Source organism: Vibrio sp. 10N.237.312.B06 (genome assembly GCF_041464685.1).
GTDB lineage: Bacteria > Pseudomonadota > Gammaproteobacteria > Enterobacterales > Vibrionaceae > Vibrio > Vibrio tasmaniensis_A.
In genome coordinates this window covers 1-20,423 of the sequence record NZ_JBFSPI010000091.1, presented here as the reverse complement: position 1 = coordinate 20,423, position 20,423 = coordinate 1, and the positions used below count along the sequence as shown (strand labels likewise).

Annotated in this window: 22 protein-coding genes and 1 pseudogene; 18 read left to right on the top strand and 5 right to left on the bottom strand. The window is 43.7% G+C overall.

Going from position 1 to position 20,423, the window contains the following annotated elements; genetic code table 11:
- Positions 1–158: 158 nt before the first annotated feature.
- Positions 159–509: a HopJ type III effector protein gene (locus AB6C75_RS19440; RefSeq protein ID WP_372108792.1), complete on the top strand. Its 351-nt coding sequence runs from the start codon at positions 159–161 to the stop codon at positions 507–509.
- A gap of 168 nt (positions 510–677) precedes the next feature.
- On the opposite strand, the gene AB6C75_RS19435 is transcribed toward AB6C75_RS19440, so the two are convergent.
- A complete protein-coding gene (locus tag AB6C75_RS19435; protein ID WP_102582780.1) occupies positions 678–986 on the bottom strand; it encodes a DUF1289 domain-containing protein in 309 nt (102 codons plus the stop codon).
- Positions 987–1,410: 424 nt separating this feature from the next.
- On the opposite strand from AB6C75_RS19435, the gene yegD reads away from it, so the two are divergent.
- The 4 genes from yegD to AB6C75_RS19415 all read left to right on the top strand — a co-directional run bounded on the left by yegD (position 1,411) and on the right by AB6C75_RS19415 (position 6,134).
- Entirely contained in the window at positions 1,411–2,763 is a 1,353-nt protein-coding gene (yegD, locus tag AB6C75_RS19430) for a molecular chaperone (protein ID WP_372108790.1), read from the top strand.
- 510 nt (positions 2,764–3,273) lie between these two features.
- On the top strand, positions 3,274–4,329 hold the full coding sequence (locus AB6C75_RS19425) for a porin (RefSeq protein WP_372108788.1): 1,056 nt from the start codon (positions 3,274–3,276) through the stop codon (positions 4,327–4,329).
- A gap of 389 nt (positions 4,330–4,718) precedes the next feature.
- Positions 4,719–5,351, top strand: coding sequence for a fumarylacetoacetate hydrolase family protein (locus AB6C75_RS19420; protein ID WP_135383687.1), 633 nt, complete (start codon positions 4,719–4,721; stop codon positions 5,349–5,351).
- Between the two features lie 150 nt (positions 5,352–5,501).
- Positions 5,502–6,134 carry a LysE family translocator gene (locus tag AB6C75_RS19415; protein WP_372108786.1) on the top strand — a complete coding sequence of 211 codons (633 nt, stop codon included), beginning with the start codon at positions 5,502–5,504 and terminating at the stop codon, positions 6,132–6,134.
- A 127-nt stretch (positions 6,135–6,261) separates the two neighbouring features.
- Here the strand turns inward: AB6C75_RS19415 and AB6C75_RS19410 are convergent, their stop codons facing one another.
- A complete protein-coding gene (locus tag AB6C75_RS19410) occupies positions 6,262–7,986 on the bottom strand; it encodes a phospho-sugar mutase (RefSeq protein WP_102249373.1) in 1,725 nt (574 codons plus the stop codon).
- Between the two features lie 540 nt (positions 7,987–8,526).
- On the opposite strand from AB6C75_RS19410, the gene coxB reads away from it, so the two are divergent.
- From coxB to AB6C75_RS19390, 4 genes are read left to right on the top strand one after another with little or no spacing between them, the layout of a single operon-like run.
- A complete protein-coding gene (gene coxB / locus AB6C75_RS19405; RefSeq protein ID WP_372108784.1) occupies positions 8,527–9,765 on the top strand; it encodes a cytochrome c oxidase subunit II in 1,239 nt (412 codons plus the stop codon).
- Positions 9,762–11,423 (top strand): cytochrome c oxidase subunit I, encoded by a 1,662-nt coding sequence (ctaD, locus tag AB6C75_RS19400; protein ID WP_372108782.1) that lies wholly within the window; start codon positions 9,762–9,764, stop codon positions 11,421–11,423. Before coxB ends, ctaD begins: the two co-directional genes overlap by 4 nt.
- A gap of 11 nt (positions 11,424–11,434) precedes the next feature.
- The gene (locus AB6C75_RS19395; RefSeq protein WP_017103797.1) at positions 11,435–12,109 is read left to right on the top strand and encodes a cytochrome c oxidase assembly protein; all 675 of its coding nucleotides are present in this window, start codon (positions 11,435–11,437) and stop codon (positions 12,107–12,109) included.
- A gap of 38 nt (positions 12,110–12,147) precedes the next feature.
- Entirely contained in the window at positions 12,148–13,032 is an 885-nt protein-coding gene (locus AB6C75_RS19390) for a cytochrome c oxidase subunit 3 (RefSeq protein ID WP_372108780.1), read from the top strand.
- A gap of 19 nt (positions 13,033–13,051) precedes the next feature.
- Here AB6C75_RS19390 and AB6C75_RS19385 read toward each other — a convergent pair whose 3' ends face one another.
- The gene (locus tag AB6C75_RS19385; protein WP_029203703.1) at positions 13,052–13,282 is read right to left on the bottom strand and encodes a DUF2909 family protein; all 231 of its coding nucleotides are present in this window, start codon (positions 13,280–13,282) and stop codon (positions 13,052–13,054) included.
- Here AB6C75_RS19385 and AB6C75_RS19380 point away from each other — a divergent pair.
- From AB6C75_RS19380 to def, 8 genes are all read left to right on the top strand, one after another.
- The gene (locus AB6C75_RS19380; protein ID WP_372108778.1) at positions 13,221–14,099 is read left to right on the top strand and encodes an SURF1 family protein; all 879 of its coding nucleotides are present in this window, start codon (positions 13,221–13,223) and stop codon (positions 14,097–14,099) included. The genes AB6C75_RS19385 and AB6C75_RS19380 overlap by 62 nt on opposite strands.
- Positions 14,092–14,700, top strand: coding sequence for a hypothetical protein (locus AB6C75_RS19375; RefSeq protein WP_372049556.1), 609 nt, complete (start codon positions 14,092–14,094; stop codon positions 14,698–14,700). The genes AB6C75_RS19380 and AB6C75_RS19375 overlap by 8 nt, the downstream gene beginning before the upstream one ends.
- Before the next feature lie 102 nt (positions 14,701–14,802).
- Positions 14,803–15,858, top strand: coding sequence for a heme A synthase (locus tag AB6C75_RS19370; protein WP_372108776.1), 1,056 nt, complete (start codon positions 14,803–14,805; stop codon positions 15,856–15,858).
- Entirely contained in the window at positions 15,848–16,822 is a 975-nt protein-coding gene (cyoE, locus tag AB6C75_RS19365) for a heme o synthase (RefSeq protein ID WP_372108774.1), read from the top strand. The genes AB6C75_RS19370 and cyoE overlap by 11 nt, the downstream gene beginning before the upstream one ends.
- 170 nt (positions 16,823–16,992) lie before the next feature.
- Complete coding sequence (locus tag AB6C75_RS19360) at positions 16,993–17,346, top strand: XRE family transcriptional regulator (protein ID WP_372108772.1); 354 nt, start codon at positions 16,993–16,995, stop codon at positions 17,344–17,346.
- A 95-nt stretch (positions 17,347–17,441) separates the two neighbouring features.
- The gene (locus AB6C75_RS19355; RefSeq protein ID WP_372108770.1) at positions 17,442–18,113 is read left to right on the top strand and encodes a DUF3313 domain-containing protein; all 672 of its coding nucleotides are present in this window, start codon (positions 17,442–17,444) and stop codon (positions 18,111–18,113) included.
- 12 nt (positions 18,114–18,125) lie between these two features.
- Positions 18,126–18,344, top strand: coding sequence for a DUF3820 family protein (locus AB6C75_RS19350; RefSeq protein ID WP_372108768.1), 219 nt, complete (start codon positions 18,126–18,128; stop codon positions 18,342–18,344).
- Positions 18,345–18,941: 597 nt separating this feature from the next.
- Entirely contained in the window at positions 18,942–19,457 is a 516-nt protein-coding gene (gene def / locus AB6C75_RS19345; protein ID WP_269334699.1) for a peptide deformylase, read from the top strand.
- A gap of 97 nt (positions 19,458–19,554) precedes the next feature.
- On the opposite strand, the pseudogene AB6C75_RS19340 reads toward def, so the two are convergent.
- Positions 19,555–19,719 (bottom strand): annotated as a pseudogene (locus AB6C75_RS19340) (IS110 family transposase); the annotation flags it as partial.
- Positions 19,720–19,808: 89 nt separating this feature from the next.
- Between AB6C75_RS19340 and AB6C75_RS19335 the strand changes: the two are divergent.
- Positions 19,809–20,129: a hypothetical protein gene (locus tag AB6C75_RS19335; RefSeq protein WP_372108766.1), complete on the top strand. Its 321-nt coding sequence runs from the start codon at positions 19,809–19,811 to the stop codon at positions 20,127–20,129.
- An 84-nt stretch (positions 20,130–20,213) separates the two neighbouring features.
- Here AB6C75_RS19335 and AB6C75_RS19330 read toward each other — a convergent pair.
- Positions 20,214–20,423, bottom strand: a 210-nt coding sequence (locus AB6C75_RS19330; protein WP_372108764.1) for a hypothetical protein, incomplete at its 5' end; no start/stop codon positions are given.

Genomic DNA, 20,423 nt, shown 5'->3' with positions numbered 1-20,423 from the left:
ACCGATGTATTGTTGAACGCGAAATGTACAGCAAAGATCAACACGCCCTAGTCATGGACGTCAAAAAAATGAATAACGGATTCAAGTAAACAACGGCTTACTCTTGCTGAAAAACAAGATACACTGCTTCAGATATGTACTTGATGGAGAAATATTAAATGGAACTGCAAACCTTATTGAATACTCTGGCTGATACCCCAGAAAGCGTGCAATTTGAAGATACAATACAAGTGATAGAAGCTCATTATGATTTTGCTGAGAGTGAATTTCGTAATGGCGATGTAGTGAATGCCGCTGGGCAGAATAATGGTTCGTGTAAGATTTTTGCTTTTGGTTTAGAGCAAGGTCTATCTCCCGAGCAAACACTCGCTTGTTTTGGCCAATTTTATCGTAATGACGTATTAGGTTTCCCCGAGAACACTGACCATCAAAATATTCGTAACTTCATGACTCATGGCTGGATCGGTATACAATTTTCTCAGCCTGCGCTGATTGCAAAATCGAAGTAACCACTAACTAGATAACTATTAGTAAGTAGTGGGTCGAAACTTAATGTCGTATCTTGAAGCGAGAGAACAACCTCTCGCTTTTTTGTATATGATGAACAAGCTCGTAAGCTGCTGAGTAGCTTTGTAAGCTATTGATTATGTTTGAAAAGTATTGACTAGGTTCGTAAGCTACTGAATAGGCAAGGCAGACAGGCATTTACGGCACATGCAAGCACCAGCCTTTGGAATGTTGCTAGTATCACGCTTCTCTAACTCAAAACACCAACACGTCTCTTTACCCGCACTGATATCGCATTGAGCTGGCTCATGACACTGCGGACATTGGTGAGTCGAACTCTCGCCACTAAGGTTATCCATGACTGACATTCGTTCGTCTTCAGATAAGCCTTTCCAACCTATAATTTCATCCATTGTTCGAAAGCAGCCACTGCACATTCCGCCATTATTTTTACAAGCCGCTCGGCAAGGTGTTTTCATCTATCTAACCCATGATTCATTTGGGCTGAAATGTAGCATATTTGTTTCCTTTTTAAGAGTCATCAAACCAAAAACACAAGGGTCTGTTGATCTTTCGAGCTGATTTTTGCAGCACTTTGTGGGAAATTTCTACAAGGCAGAGGCTTTGAAGTGTAGCTAGCCTACATGAGAAGCCGATAACACAGTAGAAATGAACCACAAAGGCTGCCCGAAGGGCTCGGTTAGAATCGTTTTATACTTTGTTAAGATGTATTTACTTAGAATGACTAGGCTACATACATCTTGCCGCGCCTAAAACGATTCTATCTCGAACAAAAATTTAACCACGAAAGGTCAACAGACCCTAAGTAAAATCGACAAATGACCTCGTAATTTAAAGGCTTTTCATGTAGCATCTCGCCCCTTTTGTTGGGTGGGGGATATTATGTTTATTGGATTTGATTATGGAACAGCGAACTGTTCTGTCGCGGCGATGGTTGATGGAGAACCAAGCCTGTTACCATTAGAAGGTAGCAACCATTATATTCCCTCAACGGTATTTGCACCTACTCGTGAGAGCGTTTCTGAGCACCTATTTCGCCATTTGAATATCAAACCGAGTGATGCGATTGGTGAGCAGGTGTTGCGACGTGCTATCGCTCTGAACCGAGAAGAGAGTATCGACCTAGTGCCAGAAGACATGGCATTTGGTCAGGCTGCATTGGACCTTTATTTGGAAGACCCTCGTGACGTTTATTACGTTAAGTCCCCTAAGTCTTTCCTTGGTGCCAGTGGATTGCATGATGTTCAGGTGAGTTTCTTCGAAGATTTAGTGTGCGCCATGATGGCGAATATCAAGCATCAAGCTGAAATCACGACTCAAGAGCCGATCAAACAAGCTGTTATTGGGCGACCAATTAACTTCCACGGTCGTGGTGGTGAAGAAGCAAACCGACAAGCCGAAGATATACTCTCACGTGCAGCCAAACGTGCAGGTTTCCTTGATATCGCTTTTCAGTTTGAACCGGTCGCTGCAGGCCTTGATTACGAAAGTACTCTGACTGAGAACCAAACGGTATTAGTTGTCGATATTGGTGGTGGTACCACCGATTGCTCATTGTTAGAAATGGGGCCAAGTTGGTCTGGTAAAGCGAACCGCACCCAAAGCTTGTTAGCACACAGTGGACAAAGGGTTGGGGGTAATGATCTTGATATTTACCTTGCCTTCAAACAATTGATGTCACCTTTCGGTATGGGTAGTAAGGGTATTTCGGGTATCGATATGCCGTTGACTCAATTCTGGAATCCAATTGCGATAAACAATGTAGAAGCTCAAAAAAACTTCTATTCAAGGGAAAACCTAGCCGCGTTAAAGTTACTTCGTAAAGAAGCTTCAGAGCCTCAAAAGTTAGACCGTTTAATGAAGGTCTATCACGATACTTTAGGTTACAGCATTGTGCGTCGGGCGGAAGAAGCCAAGATTGCATTGGCAGAATCCTCCCAATATCGAACAGCAATCAATGTTGCATCAGAGCTGATTGAAGTGGATATCTCCGTTGATCAGGTGATTGAAGCGATTGAAACGCCAAAATCTAAGATGATTGAATTGGTTAAAGAAGCGATTCAACAAGGTCAGAAAAAGCCAGATGTCATCTACATGACGGGCGGTTCTGCCCGTTCTCCTATTCTTCGAGAAGCAGTACAACAAGCCGTACCGAATGTGCCAATTGTGAGTGGTAACTATTTTGGTTCCGTAACTTCAGGCCTAGCACGTTGGGCTGAGGTTTGCTTCAAATAAGAATGTACTAACTTGTATTAGGGCAAGCAGTCACGGATTGGTTGCCCTTTTTTTGTATTTTCTCTAGTGAACTTTCAATAAAGCAATAGCCAATAATTAATAAAGCAACTTTTCCTAGTTCAAATTGGGAATTGTTTCACAAGGCTAAATATTTCAGTATGGCTCATTGTGTTACAGGATGTTTCCAGGTTAATGGTATGTCGCAGAATGGTCTGGCAAGTCGTTTGTAGCTTAAGTGTCTAATGCTGTTTTTATGATTTGAAAATCAAAAAATTGAAGGTTTTTATATCAAAATATACCAAAAATCAGCTTGAGGTTTGTTTTTAATAGTTTGTTTTTAATGATTTTTTCTGTTTTTATAGCGCGATTTTTTTTATTTTATATATTTTAATGCAACTTTTTTGTCAGTCGTATATTAGTGTTTTCCCACTTGTTAAATGCAGGTAACAACCTCTCCGTAAGTACGAGGTTGTTATGGAATCACTCTCCCAGTTACAAATGGATATGACAATGAATAAGAAACTTTTAGCGCTAGCAATTTCTGGTGCAGTATTTGGTACACAGGCAGTTGCGGTAGAGCTTTATAACGAAGACGGTACAGCCTTCTCTGTTGGTGGTCACGTTTCTGTAAACCTGAATGGTTCAGAGAAAGGCGATACGGATGTTGGTACAAACTCACCACGTATCAACTTTAATGCTACGCAAGAATTAGGTAATGGCTTCACAGCTGACGCTAAAGGCGAATGGGCGCTTAACTACCTAAACGGTGGTGATGAATCGTTTACTACTCGTCTTGGTTACGTAGGTTTAACTCATGATGAGCTAGGTCGTGCTGTTGCAGGTACGCAGTGGGCGCCATACTACGATGTAGCTTCAGCTACTGATATGCCGATCGCTTTCGCGAACGATTTCTTATACGACAACCACGGTGCGCTAGGTACTGGTCGTGCAGACAAAATGGCAAGTTACCGCAACGGATTTGATTTTGGTGAAGCGGGTGAGCTTAGCTTTGGTCTAGGTTGGCAGGGCAGCAATGATGTAACAACTGACACTGAAAATGTTGTTGGTGGTGTTGTAATTACTCGTCGTTCAACTGTGTCTTACGACGATCGTATTCAAGCGACTCTTGGTTACTCAATCGCTGGTGTTAAATTGGGTTATGCCTTCAACACTGGTGACTTCAAAGAGGGTGGTGTTTCTAAGACGGCTGAATCTCACCTAGTTTCTGCTGCATACGGTTCTTACGGTTCAGGTTTATACCTAGCAGGTATCTACGCTTCAAACGAAAACATGAACGCAGGCCTTGAAGAAAGTGATGCATATGAATTGCTAGCGGCTTACGCTTTAGCGAACAGCTTAAACTTAAGCGTTAACTACGAAGTTGTTGAAGGCGAAGCGACGAAAGGCGCGGCAACACAAACTGACCGTGAAGAGCTAGCTCTACAAGCTGAATACAACTTTACGAGTAATGTTGTTGGCTACACTGGCTATCAGTTTGATCTAAACGATGCTGACAACAGAAAAACTGACGACAAGTGGACTATTGGTGCTCGTTTCTACCTATAAGTCACGACTCATTTAGTTTGACCACTATTATGCATAGTGTTTACTCCTTAAATTTACCTTTTCGGATACTGTCCTAGACACCATGCTAAGCCCTCTCAAGCCTTTTGGTTTGAGAGGGCTGCTTTCGTTCTATACGCATCTGTTTTAGCTTTTCCTTCATGTTCCCAGCCATTTATTTCATCTACGTAGCTATGGTCTACGCAGCGATGATCTACGTAGCTATGGCTCTTGTCATTAGTTCTTATACGTCGCGATCTTCGAATAAAAGTATTTAAATCATTTAATTGAGCTAAAGATCAGAATTTAGATCTTGGTAACCATCTTGTCGAAGATTCTCTTTTAATGATGCGGTAAACTCTGCGCTCTAAAAAACAGTTTAGGGACAAACTATGAGCAGCGTTGTAGATCAGGAGCAATTGATGAATTCGAAACGAACAGCAACACCCAGCAAAGTACTGTGTATTGGGCGCAATTATGTTGATCACATCGAAGAGCTTAATAATGTTATCCCTGACTCTATGGTGGTGTTTAATAAGCCGAGCACTAGCGTTACGTCTTCTCTATCATCTTTCCATCAAGAAACGTTACATTATGAAGCTGAAATCTGCTTCATTGTTGAAAACGGTGAATACTCTGCCGTGGGGTTAGGTTTAGACCTTACCAAACGCGAGTTACAAAGTAGTTTGAAGGCGAAAGGTCTGCCTTGGGAGCGTGCTAAAGCTTTTGATGGTTCTGCTGTTTTTAGCCGCTTTGTTTCCATAGATAACTTGGACCTCTCTGACTTAAACATAGAGTTATTTATTAACTGTGTCCGCGTTCAAAAAGGGCATGTTGAACAGATGCTTTATTCCCCACAGACCATCCTCGAAGAGTTATCTTCTTATACGACTTTGCTTGACGGTGATGTTGTGATGACGGGCACTCCGAAAGGTGTTGGAGAGGTACATCAAGGTGATATTTTCCTTGGTCGTCTAAAGTGTGGTGAAACCACTGTGATTGAGATCGAGTGGGTAGCACGTTAATTAGTCTTTTGTATTTAGTTAATAAATTGGTTTTACTGTTTATTAATGGTGTTTAATTCGATTGATTTAACACCTAGCAATTGATTGCATCTGGAAGGGTGTTAGTAATTGATATAAAATTCGCCTCCATTTTTATCAATACTGAAACCCATGATCGATTTAACCATCCTACCTGTTTACCTGACGGCCGTTGTAGCTCTTCTCCTTTTACCAGGCCCTGATATGTTACTCATCGCAAGCTCAAGCATGAGCTATGGCCGTAAAGTCGGTGTGTTTGCGAGCTTAGGTAATGCGACTTCTGGAATTATCCTGACAGTATTGGCAGCAATGGGCGTTTCAGCATTGATTGCGATGAGTCCAGTGGCTTTAAAAGCTCTTCATCTATTAGGCGGTACATACTTATTAAAGATGGGGTGGGATTGTCTTCGAACAGAACAGGGCAATGCGCCTGAGTTAAGCGACAACCGTGCTGCAAAAGCGTACTACCAACGAGCACTTATTAGTAACCTGCTTAATCCTAAAGCGTTGGTTTTTTTCGTGATGTTCTTACCGCAGTTTGTATCGACGAGTATTGAAGCGACTTCGGGCGAGCAGATGCTCGTTCTGGGTTTATTGCTGAATGTGCTAGGTTTGACGTTCAACTTTTTACTTGTGGCGTTAGTGGGTACTATTGGTAAATCTTTGGTAGAAAATGCTAAGTTTCGCACCTATCAGCAAAAAGTGATGGGCGGAGTTTTCATCGTGTTAGCGGTGTGGATGTTGTCTTCCTTCTTTACCTCGTAGACTGCAACTCAAACAGTTTATCGGGGTTAGCCGCCGATACAAAAATGGACGCTTCGAGCGTCCATTTTTTATGTCGATCAGTTACATATTGCACTTCATGGAACTGATTTTTTGAAAGAATGATGATCTAAGAGTTCAACTCTTTCTGGTGTTGTTCGATGAGCCTATCCATGTACTCTTCACCGCGCTTGCGAGTATCGTCATAGGTTTCTGTCCCTTCGAACTTTGTTACCGTCTCATAATAAACCTTAACTTTTGGTTCTGTTCCTGAAGGGCGGACGATAATGCGTGAACCATCCTCGAGATGATAGATGAGTACGTCACTTGCTGGCAGGTTAATCGCCTCGGTAGCCCCACCGACAATAAAGCGCAAAGAAGACTGCAGATCTTCAATCACAGAGATAGCGACACCGTTTATTACTTTTGGTTGTGCCGAGCGGAGTTTAGAACCAATCGATGGTGAATCTGGGTCTAGGGCAATACTACGTTGCGCGTTGGTATGAACCCCATGTTCAAATGAAATTTGAGCGAGAAGATCCCAAACGGTTCGCCCTTGAGATTTTAACTCCTCAACCAGTTGAGCAAACACGACGATAGCAGACAGCCCATCTTTGTCTCGTACCTGAGTACCAATTGTGTAGCCTAACGCTTCTTCATAGGCGAACAAGAACTCGTTTTTCTCATCTTCTAATTGCATGCCAATATTCGCTAACCATTTAAAGCCAGTCAGCGTTTGGAAGTAAGTCGCACCATGGGATTGAGCCACTTTCTCAAGTAGAGTTGAAGATACGATACTGTTACCAACTAACTGGTTTTTAGTGTGTGGCTTTGATAGCAAGTAGTGCGCGAATAACACACCCACTTGGTCACCCGTGAGCATTTTATAGGAAGCATCTTCAGTTCTGACTTTATCATCGGTTCGAACGGCAACCGCAAATCGGTCTGCATCTGGGTCATTAGCGCAAGCGATGTCGGCATCGACACTTTTTGCTAAGTTAACCACAAGATCCATCGCGCCTTTTTCTTCCGGGTTGGGGAAGTTCACCGTCGGGAAGTGACCATCTGGTTCTCTCTGTTCGGCAACACTGAACACTTTATGGAATCCAGAATCATGAAGTAGGTCTTCCGCCATTTGTGCGCCGACACCATGCATAGCGGTATAGGTGATGGTGGTATTCGCCGATTCGATCTCTTTACTCACGTGTGGGCTCTGGTTGATAGCAGCACGATAGGTCTGATAGTAACCTTCAGTTAACCATACCAACTTACCTTGTGTTTCAGCGTCACTAAGGCTCATCAATGGGATGGGCTTGGTCGATGCGATATCTATTTCAGCAGCAATGCCTGCATCATGAGGGGGAATGATTTGAGCGCCATTCTCCCAGTACACTTTGAAGCCATTGTACTCCGGCGGGTTGTGGCTCGCCGTCACTACAACCGCCGCCGCCGCGTTGAAGTGCTCAATACCAAAGGCAACGATAGGTGTCGCTGCAACATTCGAAGTTAGGTAAACCTTAATGCCTAAAGCGGTGAGTACAGAAGCTGTATCAATCGCGAATTGCTTTGAATCTAAACGACCGTCGTAGCCAACCACTACACCACGCATAGAGGCATTTTCGACATGTTCAATTAAATAGTGGCCAAGGCCTGTGGCTGTTTCTTGTATGACCAAGCGGTTCATTCTATTTGGGCCGCATCCGACTTTGCCGCGCAGTCCCGCCGTTCCGAATTCTAATCGTTGAATAAAGCGGTCTTCAAGTTCGTCGTGCATTCCCTCATCGATAAGGTATTGAAGCTCTTCACGAGTTCTTGGGTCTGGGTCTCTCGCTAACCAGTTCATTGCATCTTGCATAATCACTAAACCTTTTAATATCGGGGTGTCTTTCTGTTGATTTAATTTAAATGATACTGATTATCATTTCTATGAAAGCAATCGTAAAACTCGATTTAAAATAAATTCCAACAGCAAGGGAAAGGCATATGGGTAAAGCCACTTCAAATAATTGACTGTTTAATAAGTAAACTTACCTTGAACAATTGGATATCACTAACTAGCCTTTTACATAAATATAACAAAACTTAACAAGTTCGTCGTTTTTGAATCTTTAGTGGAAACTTACAACGCTTATGATCCGTATTGGTTCTTAAGTTCAGATGAGGTCAGCAGCCCGTTTACAGGCTAGCTCCATGTGAGTTGTAGATTGAGATTCAGCTTTTCATGTTCAGCTGGAATAACAATGAATGTTGTCTGGCTCGGAATGACACATAGCTCGTAATAACATGTAGTTCGTAATGAAACGTAGCTCGCAACGAATATAGCTCGTAACGAAACAGAGCTCGCAACGACATTTAGGTCGCAAGTATCCAATTAGGAAGGATAAGGAGAGATCTTTTGAAAAGATTACTGGTTAGGCTAGCGTGGCTTTTGAAAAGTTTTGTTGTGGTTTTGGTGTCGCCTTTGGTGCATGCAAGCAGTGAATACAACATGACTCAAGGTGTCACTGAGATCAGCGGTAAGGTATACGAGCTTCATATGCTGATCTTCTATATCTGCTGTGCGATTGCTTTTGTTGTTTTTGGAGTGATGTTCTATTCGATTCTGAGGCACAGAAAGTCGAAGGGGGCGGTTGCTGCCCATTTTCACGAAAGCACGAAAGTAGAAATTCTTTGGACCATCATTCCTATTATTATCCTTATCGCTATGGCGATACCCGCCACTAAAACCTTGATAGCGATGGAAGACACATCCCAATCAGATCTGACCGTTAAAATCACAGGGTCACAATGGAAATGGCATTACAGCTATTTTGGTGAAGACGTTGAGTTTTTCAGCCTCCTAGCAACCAGTGACAAAGAGATTGAAGGCATCGAAGTGAAAGGCGCGCATTACCTGTTAGAAGTTGATAAGCCACTTGTACTGCCTATCAATCGCAAAGTCCGATTTTTGATGACTTCCGATGATGTTATTCACTCATGGTGGGTGCCAGCTTTTGCCGTTAAGAAAGATACCATTCCGGGTTTTATCAATGAGGCTTGGACAAAGATAGATGAGCCCGGTGTTTATCGAGGCCAGTGTGCTGAGTTATGTGGTCGTGCTCATGGTTTCATGCCGATAGTGGTGCATGCGATGGAAGAAGACGATTTTGACGCATGGCTAGCAGAACAGAAAGAGTTGGCGATAGCCGAACAACAAGCCGCGAAAGATGCATTAGATGCGTCACTTTCTTTGGAAGAGTTGAATACCATCGGTGAAGAGGTTTACAAAACTCGATGTGCGGTGTGTCACCAAGTTAACGGCGAAGGTATTCCCGGAGCATTTCCTGCCATAAAAGGAAGCCCTATTGCGCTTGGCGATGTGGATGTTCATATCGACACTATTGTTTATGGTCGTGGCGGGACGGCGATGCAAGCATTCGATAATCAGTTAACTGAGAAAGAGATCGCAGCGGTAGTGACTTATCAACGAAACGCTTGGGGTAATGACACTGGCGATATTGTTCAGGCTTCAGATGTGAACGCTTATAAAGCCAAGCAAGAAGGCGGGGAACAAGCTTCTGACGAACAAGGTTCAACGGATGAAACGAAAGGCTCAACGGACAAAGCACAAAACGATGCTAAGGAGCAGTTATGAGTTCACCAATCAATAAGCCGGTGAAATCGGCTCCAGCAGAAGACCAAGCACTGAGCCATTCTACGGAAGGTACACTAGGCAATAATGATTTTCCTGTTGATGATCACGACTCACATGCGGCACCCAAAGGTTGGGCGCGTTGGCTGTACTCAACCAATCATAAAGACATTGGTACATTATATCTTTGGTTCAGTTTTGCGATGTTCTTAACGGGTGGTGCGATGGCGATGGTCATCCGTGCTGAGCTATTCCAACCGGGTTTGCAACTCGTTGAGCCAGATTTCTTTAATCAGATGACCACAGTCCACGGTTTAATCATGGTATTTGGTGCGGTGATGCCGGCATTTACGGGCTTGGCTAACTGGATGATCCCGATGATGATCGGTGCTCCAGATATGGCGCTGCCGAGAATGAACAACCTCAGTTTCTGGATTCTGCCTTTTGCATTTTTAATCTTGATCGGATCTTTGTTTACTGAGGGAGGCGGGCCGAGTTTTGGTTGGACATTTTATGCTCCGCTCTCAACAACTTATGGTCCAGACAGCACCGCGCTATTCGTATTCTCAGTTCATATTATGGGGATCAGTTCGATCATGGGGGCGATTAACGTCATCGTAACCATAGTGAACATGCGTGCGCCGGGCATGACTTGGTTCAAGCTACCGATGTTCGTATGGACTTGGTTAATTACCGCTTTCTTGCTAATAGCCGTGATGCCCGTTCTCGCGGGTGCCGTCACCATGGTACTGAGCGATAAATACTTTGGGACGAGCTTCTTTGATGCCGCAGGTGGTGGGGACCCGGTGATGTTCCAGCACATATTCTGGTTCTTTGGACACCCCGAAGTGTACATCATGATCTTGCCGTCTTTTGGTATTGTCTCGGCGATCATTCCTGCATTCAGTGGCAAGCGTCTGTTTGGTTACCACTCTATGGTGTACGCGACTTGTAGTATCGCATTGTTGTCATTCTTGGTTTGGGCGCACCACATGTTCACCACAGGTATGCCAGTATTTGCCGAGCTGTTCTTCATGTATTGCACCATGCTGATTGCGGTGCCGACCGGTGTGAAAGTGTTCAACTGGGTGGCGACCATGTGGCGGGGTGCTTTGACCTTTGAGACGCCAATGCTGTTTGCGATTGCCTTCATTGTTCTGTTTACGATTGGTGGGTTATCCGGATTGATGCTCGCTATCGTGCCTGCTGATTTCCAATACCACGATACCTACTTTGTTGTAGCTCATTTCCACTATGTTCTGGTGACAGGTGCTGTGTTCTCAATTATGGCCGCCGCTTATTACTGGCTGCCGAAATGGACTGGGCATATGTACGACCACAAGCTCAGCCTGTGGCATTTCTGGACGTCGGTAATCTCAGTTAATGTACTGTTCTTCCCTATGCACTTTTTAGGGCTAGCGGGCATGCCGCGTCGTATTCCAGATTACGCCATTCAATTTGCTGACGTTAACCAAGTCGTGTCGATTGGTGGCTTTGCCTTTGGGTTGTCTCAGTTGATTTTCTTATGGCTAGCGATTAAGTGCGTAAGAGGCGGAGAGCCTGCACCAAGCAAGCCTTGGGATAGGGCTGAAGGGCTAGAATGGACAGTACCAAGCCCAGCGCCTCACCACACCTTTACTCATCCACCTAAAGTAGATTAGAGGGATGAGCTATGAGTGATAAGCAAAGCGATCCCAATCAAGATAAAAAGCAACCAAAGCGCCTGTCTAATAAGCGATCGACTAAAAAGCTGACGGGCTACTTGGTGTTGAGCGTGGTGGCGATGTTTGGCTTCGGTTTCGCTTTGGTGCCGCTCTACGATGTGATGTGCGAGGCCTTAGGCATTAATGGCAAAACTAATACTGTTTCAGCGGTGCAACCTCAGGGAATGCAGCCTGATTACTCTCGTACTGTTCGTGTTGAATTCATGTCGCACATTAAGCCAGATATGCCGTGGCAGTTCTCGCCTGAAGTTCGAGTGTTAGAGGTTCACCCTGGTGAAGTGGTTCAAACTAACTACATAGCTAAAAACCTATCTGGAGCCTCATTGGTTGGCCAAGCCGTACCATCGGTTTCTCCAGGTATGGGGGCAACTTACTTCAATAAGATGGAATGCTTTTGCTTTAATCAGCAGCCATTGGACGGGTACAAGACCGCTGAAATGGGTTTGATATTTTACATCGAGCCAGATATTCCAGAATCGATACATACACTCACGCTCTCATATACGCTGTTTAACATCACGAGTCAGGTGAGTGGAAAGGCAAGTAAGCCTGAAGTGAGTACATCAACATTGAGCACACTACAATCTGGCTCACCAAAAGCGAGCACACTCGCAAGTAACTAGGGATTTACAGAACCAGTATCAACATAAGGAGTTGAGCGATGAGTTCTAAAAAGGAAGTTTATTTCGTTCCACATCAAAGTCACTGGCCATTAGTGGGTGCTGTAGCACTGTTTTTGGTCGCGGTTGGTGCTGGCTTGACGGTGCAAAATATGGGCACCGACGCAGCCGGTGGTGTATTTGGCAAAGCGGTGTTGTTAGTCGGGTTTGCTGTGCTGCTTTACATGCTCGCAGGTTGGTTCAGCAATGTGATCACAGAATCATTAAGTGGCGTTTATTCTGAGCAGATATCTCGTTCTTTTAGACAAGGAATGAGTTGGTTTATTTTCTCCGAAATCATGTTCTTCGGCGCTTTCTTTGGCGCGCTTTTCTATGCTCGTATGATTTCTGTACCTTGGATTGGTGGTGAGGGTAATAATGAAATGACCCATGAAGTATTGTGGCCGATGTTCCAATCGATATGGCCATTAACGACTACCCCTGATGGCGTAACGACACAAGCCATGCTTTGGCAAGGTATCCCGCTTAAGAACACCATTATCCTGCTGCTTTCCTCTGTGACGCTGCACATGGCACATATCAGTCTTGAACAAAATAAGCGTATGGCTTTGATCGTCTGGTTGGAGATAACCATTGTTCTGGCTGGCTTCTTCCTGTTCTTCCAAGTTGAAGAGTATCTTCACGCTTATCAAGAGATGGGGCTGACACTTCAGTCTGGTATCTACGGCAATACCTTCTTCTTGTTGACTGGGTTCCATGGTTTGCATGTCTGTTTAGGAACTATCTTTTTGATCGTGTTGCTGGCAAGGGTTGCGAAAGACCATTTCACTCCGAAAGACCACTTTGCGTTCCAAGCGGGCAGTTGGTATTGGCACTTTGTTGATGTTGTTTGGTTAGGCCTGTTTGTATTTGTTTATGTGCTTTAACGGTTGAGCCTATAGGGGATTAATAGGGGCGAGGGTTGGGAGTTATCACTCCTGATCCCAGAGCAAGTAATAAAAGTAGCACTACAACGGCTGACCACATGACACGACGCCCCAAGAAGTGACTCAGTCTTTTTCCATTGTGTTTGCCCGAGGCGATTTGGATTAGACCTTTCATCAAGTTGAAAGCGATGAAGAACAGCAAAGCGACTAACACAATTTTAAATAACAACACAAAGGTAGATGACGCCATAGTGATAACTCCAAACCGATTGATTGATGATGAACACAAGTTCCGCAGTAAAGGTTTTTGGATAGCGGTTGTTTTAACTGTGGTTTCAGTCGGCATTTTAATCAAGTTGGGTTTGTGGCAGTTAGATCGAGGTAACGAGAAATTGCGCTATGAAATGCAGCTATCAGAAAGAGCGCAGCAATCGTCTAGGTCATTGGATGCGGTTATCTCTGAATGGAAGGGCTCGCGTACACAAATGCAAGGTGCATCTGAACTGCCGTCTTTAAATGGTTTGAGAGTTGACGTGGAGCTGGAAACACCCAGCGGATTAGTGGTTTTGTTAGACAACCAGATTAACCAAGGAACGGTGGGGTATGTGATTTACATGTTGGGCGAAGTTCCAACACAAGATGGAAGAAAACAACTGTTGATCGATCTTGGGTTCGTTGCAGCTAGCCGTGACAGAAGAGAGCTACCCCAATTAGGAAGCATCACACTACCAACCAATATGTCAGGGCGTTTGTACACACGTTCGTTGAACCCTCTAAGTCATGAGTTGGGATTAGAAAATACGACACCGAATAGAATTCAAAACTTAAACATAACAGCACTATCACAGTACACCGGGCAAGAAGTGCTGCCCTTTGTCTTCCAACCTCAGAGTTTAGATTCATGGCCCTATGAAATGTTATGGCGTCCAACGGCGATGAAATCTGAGAAGCACTTTGGTTACTCATTTCAATGGTTTGTTATGGCTGCGGTACTTTTGTTTTTGACGATGTTGATTGGCTATCGGTACCTAAAAGCAACACCTATCACGAGGAATAAGGATGGATAAATCTCAAGCACAAGTGAACAGGAAAATTACCGAGGCAAACATGGCTGAGCTCAGAAGCCGTCGTACGAAAGGGCGCTTGGTATTAATTGGACTTGTTTTAATTTTCGCTTTGCCAGCCATTATCGCCAAAGCTGTGCTGGACCAGAATTGGTATACCTCAGGTGTCACTAACTCAGGCGAATTGGTAGAACCAAGAACCACGCTTGCGGATTTCGGCGTAACGGTACCCATGGCTGGAGAGGGTTGGGTTGTGGGTTATATCGCTCCTACAGAGTGTGAAAGCTTGTGCGAACAACAACTCCATTATTTGAATCAAAGCTATTTGGCGTTAGGGAAAAACAAAGAGCGCGTGACCGCCGTTGTTTTTGTCTCAGAAGGTAATTCGTTGTCGGGTTCGTTCAACAAGCCGGATTTATCTTTGTTAGCTGGTGGTGATCAGTTAAGTACTGAGTTTTCGCCTGCTTCGATTATCATTATTGACCCACTAGGGCAGTTGGTCATGAAGTACAAAAGCGTTTCTGACCCGTCTCAGTTAGTTAGTCAATCTAAAGGCATGATTCATGATCTAAGAAAGCTGCTTAAGCTGTCACGAGTTGGGTAGTTAATCAGCTTAAGTTGATGAGCTTGAGTTGATGAGCTTTAGCAAATTGCGTTAATGCTGAGTGTTGTTAGCGAAAAGGGAATAAATATAGGGAGATAAACGATGCAGAATAGAGCCCCTGATTTACTCATACACATGATGAGATTAACGATCTTATTAACCCTTACCGTGATCGTGCTCGGCGCTTATACCCGTTTGTCGGATGCTGGCCTTGGCTGTCCTGATTGGCCAGGGTGTTACGGCAAGATAACCGTTCCTTCTGATGCCCAAGCAGTGAATCAAGCTAATCTACAATTTCCAGAACGTGCTCTCGAAGCAGACAAAGCGTGGATAGAGATGATCCATCGCTACTTTGCAGGAACATTAGGGCTGCTTATCTTTGTCGTTGTTGCTTGGTGTATTAAAAAGAATATAACAGCTGCTGGTCTTCCGTTACTTATCTCTGCAACCGTGATATTTCAGGCTTTGCTTGGAATGTGGACGGTGACTCTCAAGTTGATGCCCGTTGTGGTTATGGCGCATTTGATGGGGGGATTCACGTTGCTGTCACTGTTGTGTCTGCTCTACTGTCGTTTGTCTCAATTTCAAAGCCGTTTTGGTGAGGCTACGTATACTTCGTCACTTAAGGCTTGGGCGCTGTTCGGGCTACTCATTGTGGTCGGGCAGATATTGCTTGGTGGTTGGACATCGTCGAACTATGCCGCGTTGGTGTGTACACAGTTACCCATATGTGAAGGTAACTGGATGAGCTATCTCGACTTCAAAAATGCGTTCGATTTTGCTCAACACGGCCATGATAACTATGAGTTTGGTGTGTTGGAGTATCCCGCAAGGCTCACCATCCATGTCATGCACAGGTTCGGGGCTATTTTGGCGACGTTAACGGTGCTGATGATCGTGTACCAGCTATGGAAATTTGGCCAAGTGCCTCACCAAAAGCTGAGCGTGATTGTCGCATTAGTATTGTTTACTCAAATCAGCCTTGGGATCAGTAACGTATGGTTTCATTTACCCATTTCAGTTGCGGTTTTGCATAACCTAGTCGCAGCGATGTTGCTAATCAGCATGGTGGTGACCAATTTTGTGGTCTGGCAACGCAAACCGAGTGAGAGTTTGGTGAAGAACAGTGTATTACAAGGAGGTAATCATGGTCAGTAGAACGTCAACACAACATGGAGTGGTGGTTCAAGGCGTAGCCTCAAGTCCTAAGATAGCAGCTAGCAATGACATCGCTTTAAATAACGAAACGGCTGCAAAAAACAAAGCTGTTTGGAAGGTCTATTTAACACTGACCAAGCCGAAAGTGGTGGCTTTGATGCTGCTAACTGCATTGGTTGGAATGTGTTTGGCTGTGCCGAATGGATTGCCTTTACAGCAAACTCTGTTCGGAATGATTGGGATAGGGTTAATGGCAGGTTCAGCGGCTGCGTTTAACCACTTGATCGATAAAAAGATCGACGGTCAGATGACTCGAACAAATCGCCGCCCTTTACCATCTGGTGAACTGAGTAGTGTGCGTGTGTTCAGCTTTGCAGCAGGTATAGGGTTACTTGGGTTTGCTACGTTAGTGGTGTGGGTCAATCAACTCACGGCTTGGTTAACCTTTGCAAGCTTATTAGGCTATGCGGTGATTTATACCATGTACTTGAAGCGAGCGACGCCACAAAACATCGTGATAGCAGGGATAGCTGGCGCAATGCCACCGTTATTGGGCTGGACGGCAGTCACCAACGAGCTTCATTCAAATGCTTGGTTGTTGGTGATGATCATCTTTATTTGGACACCTCCGCACTTCTGGGCGTTGGCAATTCATCGTCGTGATGAGTATGCCAAAGTGAATATCCCCATGTTGCCTGTTACCCATGGTATTGCTTACACCAAAACATCGATTCTGCTCTATACCTTGCTGCTAAGCATCGTATGTATATTGCCGGTGTTGGTCGGCTTGAGTAGTTGGATATATCTAAGCGCTTCATTGGTACTCAACGGTGGGTTTATTTATCACGCTTGGGTACTTAAGTATCGTGATGAGCCTAACATGGCGATGAAGACCTTCAAGTTCTCTATTTATCATCTTATGATTTTGTTTGTTGCTCTGTTGGCGGATCATTATCTGCTCTGATAGCTCTGATAGCTCTGATAGCTCTGATAGCTGTATATAGTTCTATATAGCTCAAACAAGGTTATTCCCATATCAAAACCAAACCTTTGGTTTCCACTAACCAAACCCTGACATGTCATGTATGAAAAGCCGGACAATTGATTGGCATGAATTATATAAAGGAACCGGTAATGGAATTCACTGAGCAAGATAGAGATGCTTTGTACCAAACGTGGATGTCACAAAAATCTCGAATGCGAATTACGCAGATGGAGTTTTCAAAAAAGCTAGGGATGAACCAGTTGGATTTTTCTCGAGTGCTAAGAGGGGAGAAAGCATTAACCATGTCTTTCGTTAGTCACTTCTGTCGTTTGCTTCATTTGGAGCCAAGGAATGTGCTCCCTTCACTTAAAGAAGACAATGAATCCGGGCCCAAAGTGGTTTATCTGAAAAGTAGAATGAGTGTTGATGGTGAGATCCAAAATGCTTATATCGAAGGCAATCAGGTGATCGTAAAGTATGCACATACCGTTCAGAACCATTGATTTTAGATCGAGCTCTGAGTTTACCTCTTTTCCTACAACTTTTTCACTTAGGGTATGGCATACTTATTTGATTCCTTGATTTACTTAAGTGCGTTATGAAACCTTTAAAAGTCCTTTTGCTTGTTGCAACCAGCATGTTTTTGTTTGGTTGTGCAGGCGGCCCAATTAAAACCGCGACTAAGTTCACCAGTTATGAAGATTTTCAGCCTGGCCCTGATGGTGGTGTTGACTTAGTTTGGGCAAGGATAGGGCTGCGTGACGAACAACGTTTGAATTCTAAGTTAGACGCTTATGACTCAGTGGTGATCGACCAAGTCTTTGTGTTGGCAGAAGAAGGCACATTAGATCAGGAAGACATTCAGGAGCTCACAGATCATATGGTGAGCCGTTTGGAAGCGAAAATATCGCCTCATAAAACGATTGTCGATGAACCAACAGGGAACACGCTACGTTTGAGTATTGCCTTAAGTAATGTTGAAACGCCCAATCCGATCTTAGCCGTGACAAGCAGTGTGCTGCCGTTTGGCCTTGCGATGTCGACTATATCTAAGGTGACGACAGGCGAGCACACCAACGTTGGGAGCGCCAGTGTTGAGCTATTGGTCAGTGATGCGCAAGACGGCACTCCATTGTTTGCAGCTATCGACCGCGAAGCGGGTAACAAAGACTTTTCTACTATGATTGATTCGCTAGATGACGCCAAAGATGCGATCAACTATTGGGTTGAACGTTTAGGTGATACTCTACAGAACATCGACGACGTCTAGAAAGAGCTTGTAATGCTAGAGAAAGAGAACCTAATTAAGCTAGCCAGAATGCAAATGCCATTTGGCAAGTACGCTGGCCGCCCCTTGATTGACCTACCTGAAGAATACTTGCTGTGGTTCGATAAAAAGGGCTTCCCACAAGGTGAGTTGGGCGACTTAATGCAGTTATGTTTAGCTCTCAAGATTGAGGGCTTAGATTCTGTGGTGCAACCGCTTAAATATGACTATTAGCCCTAAGTAGTCCCAGTCCATCCCCCCATAGTTCTAAACTAAAACCCATACACATAAGTGACGAGTAGTGGTGATTTTCTGAGGAACATTCATGGCAAAAACTGAATCTTGCCTTTCTAGTTTACCCCACTAGAGTCGCTGTAACTTTAATATCGCCCCTTATCACCTTTCCTCAAAGCTCTCGTCTTCATTATTAATTATTAGTCATCCACTATGTTCATTAATGACGAGTTCAAAATCTACTAGCTTTACCTTGCCCTCAGTGACCTGTACACACAGACAGTTTATTGCTTATTGAATCAATCATGGCCTAAAGAAGAGTGGCTTTTAACTCTGAGTGAGCACGAACTTAACGAGGGTTTTGGTGTTAAGTCGTTGAATGGTATGTGGATTTTTGGGTAACTAAGAATGATAACGAGCGTTACATCGGCGGCAATATGTGTTTGCACGTTGTCACACTGAATGTGTAGACCCGATTTTATATTAAATGCATAGCATCCAGTTGGTTATAAGCAACCTTTTTGATACATTGGCTGGGTGAATTCGTGTTTGCACGATATTAAAATGCTATGAGCTTCCAAGAATTAGAAGGAAAATATGGCAGTTTTAGAAATTCTGACAGCACCAGACCCAAGGCTTAAGGTCAAAGCGGAAAAGGTGCAAGATCTTTCGACGGTACAAACATTAATAGACGATATGTTGGAAACGTTATATGCGACTGACAATGGTATCGGTTTGGCATCGACACAAGTTGGTCGCAAAGAGGCGGTTGTTATTATCGACCTTTCAGAAAGTCGAGATGAACCGTTAATTTTGGTTAACCCTGAAGTGGTTAGTGGATCGGATAAAGCATTGGGTCAAGAAGGTTGTTTATCAGTTCCTGACTATTATGCAGACGTAGAGCGTTTTACTTCGGTTGTTGTGTCTGCTTTAGATCGCGAAGGTAAGCCAATTACTATCGAAAGTGATGAGTTTCTAGCTATCGTAATGCAGCACGAAATAGACCATTTGTCGGGAAACTTGTTTATTGACTATCTTTCACCACTTAAGCGTCAAATGGCTATGAAAAAGGTCAAAAAGTACGTTAAAGCGCACTCTCAACCCCGCTCATAACTAATAAGGATTAAGGTGTTGCGCAGCCAACACTAAATCCCAAGTGTTGAACAAGCCCGAAGCCACCTTATCAATCAGTTAGCTGTTTTTCGCTATACGCTTCAACGCCTATACGCATGAGTGGCATATTTACTATTGTAGTCAGTAGTTTAGAGCGGATTACTTACTTATGAAGTAAGACCTTACCATTTTGGTCTACGGCATGAAGGCTAAAGTGGTTTTTAGCTAGGTCGATACCGCAGAAATAAGAATATTCAGACATGGTGCCTCCGGTGCAATTAAGTACCACATAAGTGTGGCAGATCCTCGGGAGGGGGAATCCATGTCATTCGTTATAAGCAGGAGAGTAAATTGAGAGAAATTTGGTATGAGCAATTAGAGAGGGTATATTCAAATATTCTTGCTTTCATAATTCTGGGTTTATTTTCTGGTTTTATAGTTGGTGGTCAAAGTACGTTAGAGAGCTGTGAGTGGTTAAACAGTTATCTAAAGTTTGCAAATATAGAAATAGATTATGGTGATTTTGGTAGTAGCCTTCTTTCAGAGCATCTAGCTCCAAATTCACTTACACTGATCCTTATTTTTACATTTATCTTATCAGCTCTGCATAGAATTTTTTTGGAGCAATTGAAACTAAGCCAGGATATAAAAAAGGAGTTACTTATAGTTTAGTTAACTTTGGGTCATTACTCGCTATTGCGTGGCTTGGACTTATGGTGGGAATATCCTTTCCAGCTTTAATTTTTGATGGTTTTTCTACAGCAATGCGATTTTGGATAATATCAATATACCCAATAATGTTTTTAATTGAAGTTGTATTTTGCTTGAAGCTTTTATATTGGGGTGGGTTGTGCGAGATACCTGTTTATATCGAAGAAAGGAAACAATGGAAAAGGCGAACACGTATTGAATAATGCCGTTCGGATAAGCATTATTGCTTGAACCTGAACGGATATTTGGCTGGGA

Bases quoted from the DNA above. Each gene is read 5' to 3' on its own strand.
- AB6C75_RS19440 (WP_372108792.1), top strand. From the start codon at position 159: ATGGAACTGCAAACCTTATTGAATACTCTGGCTGATACCCCAGAAAGC.
- AB6C75_RS19435 (WP_102582780.1), bottom strand. From the start codon at position 986: ATGAAAACACCTTGCCGAGCGGCTTGTAAAAATAATGGCGGAATGTGC.
- yegD (WP_372108790.1), top strand. From the start codon at position 1,411: ATGTTTATTGGATTTGATTATGGAACAGCGAACTGTTCTGTCGCGGCG.
- AB6C75_RS19425 (WP_372108788.1), top strand. From the start codon at position 3,274: ATGAATAAGAAACTTTTAGCGCTAGCAATTTCTGGTGCAGTATTTGGT.
- AB6C75_RS19420 (WP_135383687.1), top strand. From the start codon at position 4,719: ATGAGCAGCGTTGTAGATCAGGAGCAATTGATGAATTCGAAACGAACA.
- AB6C75_RS19415 (WP_372108786.1), top strand. From the start codon at position 5,502: ATGATCGATTTAACCATCCTACCTGTTTACCTGACGGCCGTTGTAGCT.
- AB6C75_RS19410 (WP_102249373.1), bottom strand. From the start codon at position 7,986: ATGCAAGATGCAATGAACTGGTTAGCGAGAGACCCAGACCCAAGAACT.
- ctaD (WP_372108782.1), top strand. From the start codon at position 9,762: ATGAGTTCACCAATCAATAAGCCGGTGAAATCGGCTCCAGCAGAAGAC.
- AB6C75_RS19395 (WP_017103797.1), top strand. From the start codon at position 11,435: ATGAGTGATAAGCAAAGCGATCCCAATCAAGATAAAAAGCAACCAAAG.
- AB6C75_RS19390 (WP_372108780.1), top strand. From the start codon at position 12,148: ATGAGTTCTAAAAAGGAAGTTTATTTCGTTCCACATCAAAGTCACTGG.
- AB6C75_RS19380 (WP_372108778.1), top strand. From the start codon at position 13,221: ATGAAGAACAGCAAAGCGACTAACACAATTTTAAATAACAACACAAAG.
- AB6C75_RS19385 (WP_029203703.1), bottom strand. From the start codon at position 13,282: ATGGCGTCATCTACCTTTGTGTTGTTATTTAAAATTGTGTTAGTCGCT.
- AB6C75_RS19375 (WP_372049556.1), top strand. From the start codon at position 14,092: ATGGATAAATCTCAAGCACAAGTGAACAGGAAAATTACCGAGGCAAAC.
- AB6C75_RS19370 (WP_372108776.1), top strand. From the start codon at position 14,803: ATGCAGAATAGAGCCCCTGATTTACTCATACACATGATGAGATTAACG.
- cyoE (WP_372108774.1), top strand. From the start codon at position 15,848: ATGGTCAGTAGAACGTCAACACAACATGGAGTGGTGGTTCAAGGCGTA.
- AB6C75_RS19360 (WP_372108772.1), top strand. From the start codon at position 16,993: ATGGAATTCACTGAGCAAGATAGAGATGCTTTGTACCAAACGTGGATG.
- AB6C75_RS19355 (WP_372108770.1), top strand. From the start codon at position 17,442: ATGAAACCTTTAAAAGTCCTTTTGCTTGTTGCAACCAGCATGTTTTTG.
- AB6C75_RS19350 (WP_372108768.1), top strand. From the start codon at position 18,126: ATGCTAGAGAAAGAGAACCTAATTAAGCTAGCCAGAATGCAAATGCCA.
- def (WP_269334699.1), top strand. From the start codon at position 18,942: ATGGCAGTTTTAGAAATTCTGACAGCACCAGACCCAAGGCTTAAGGTC.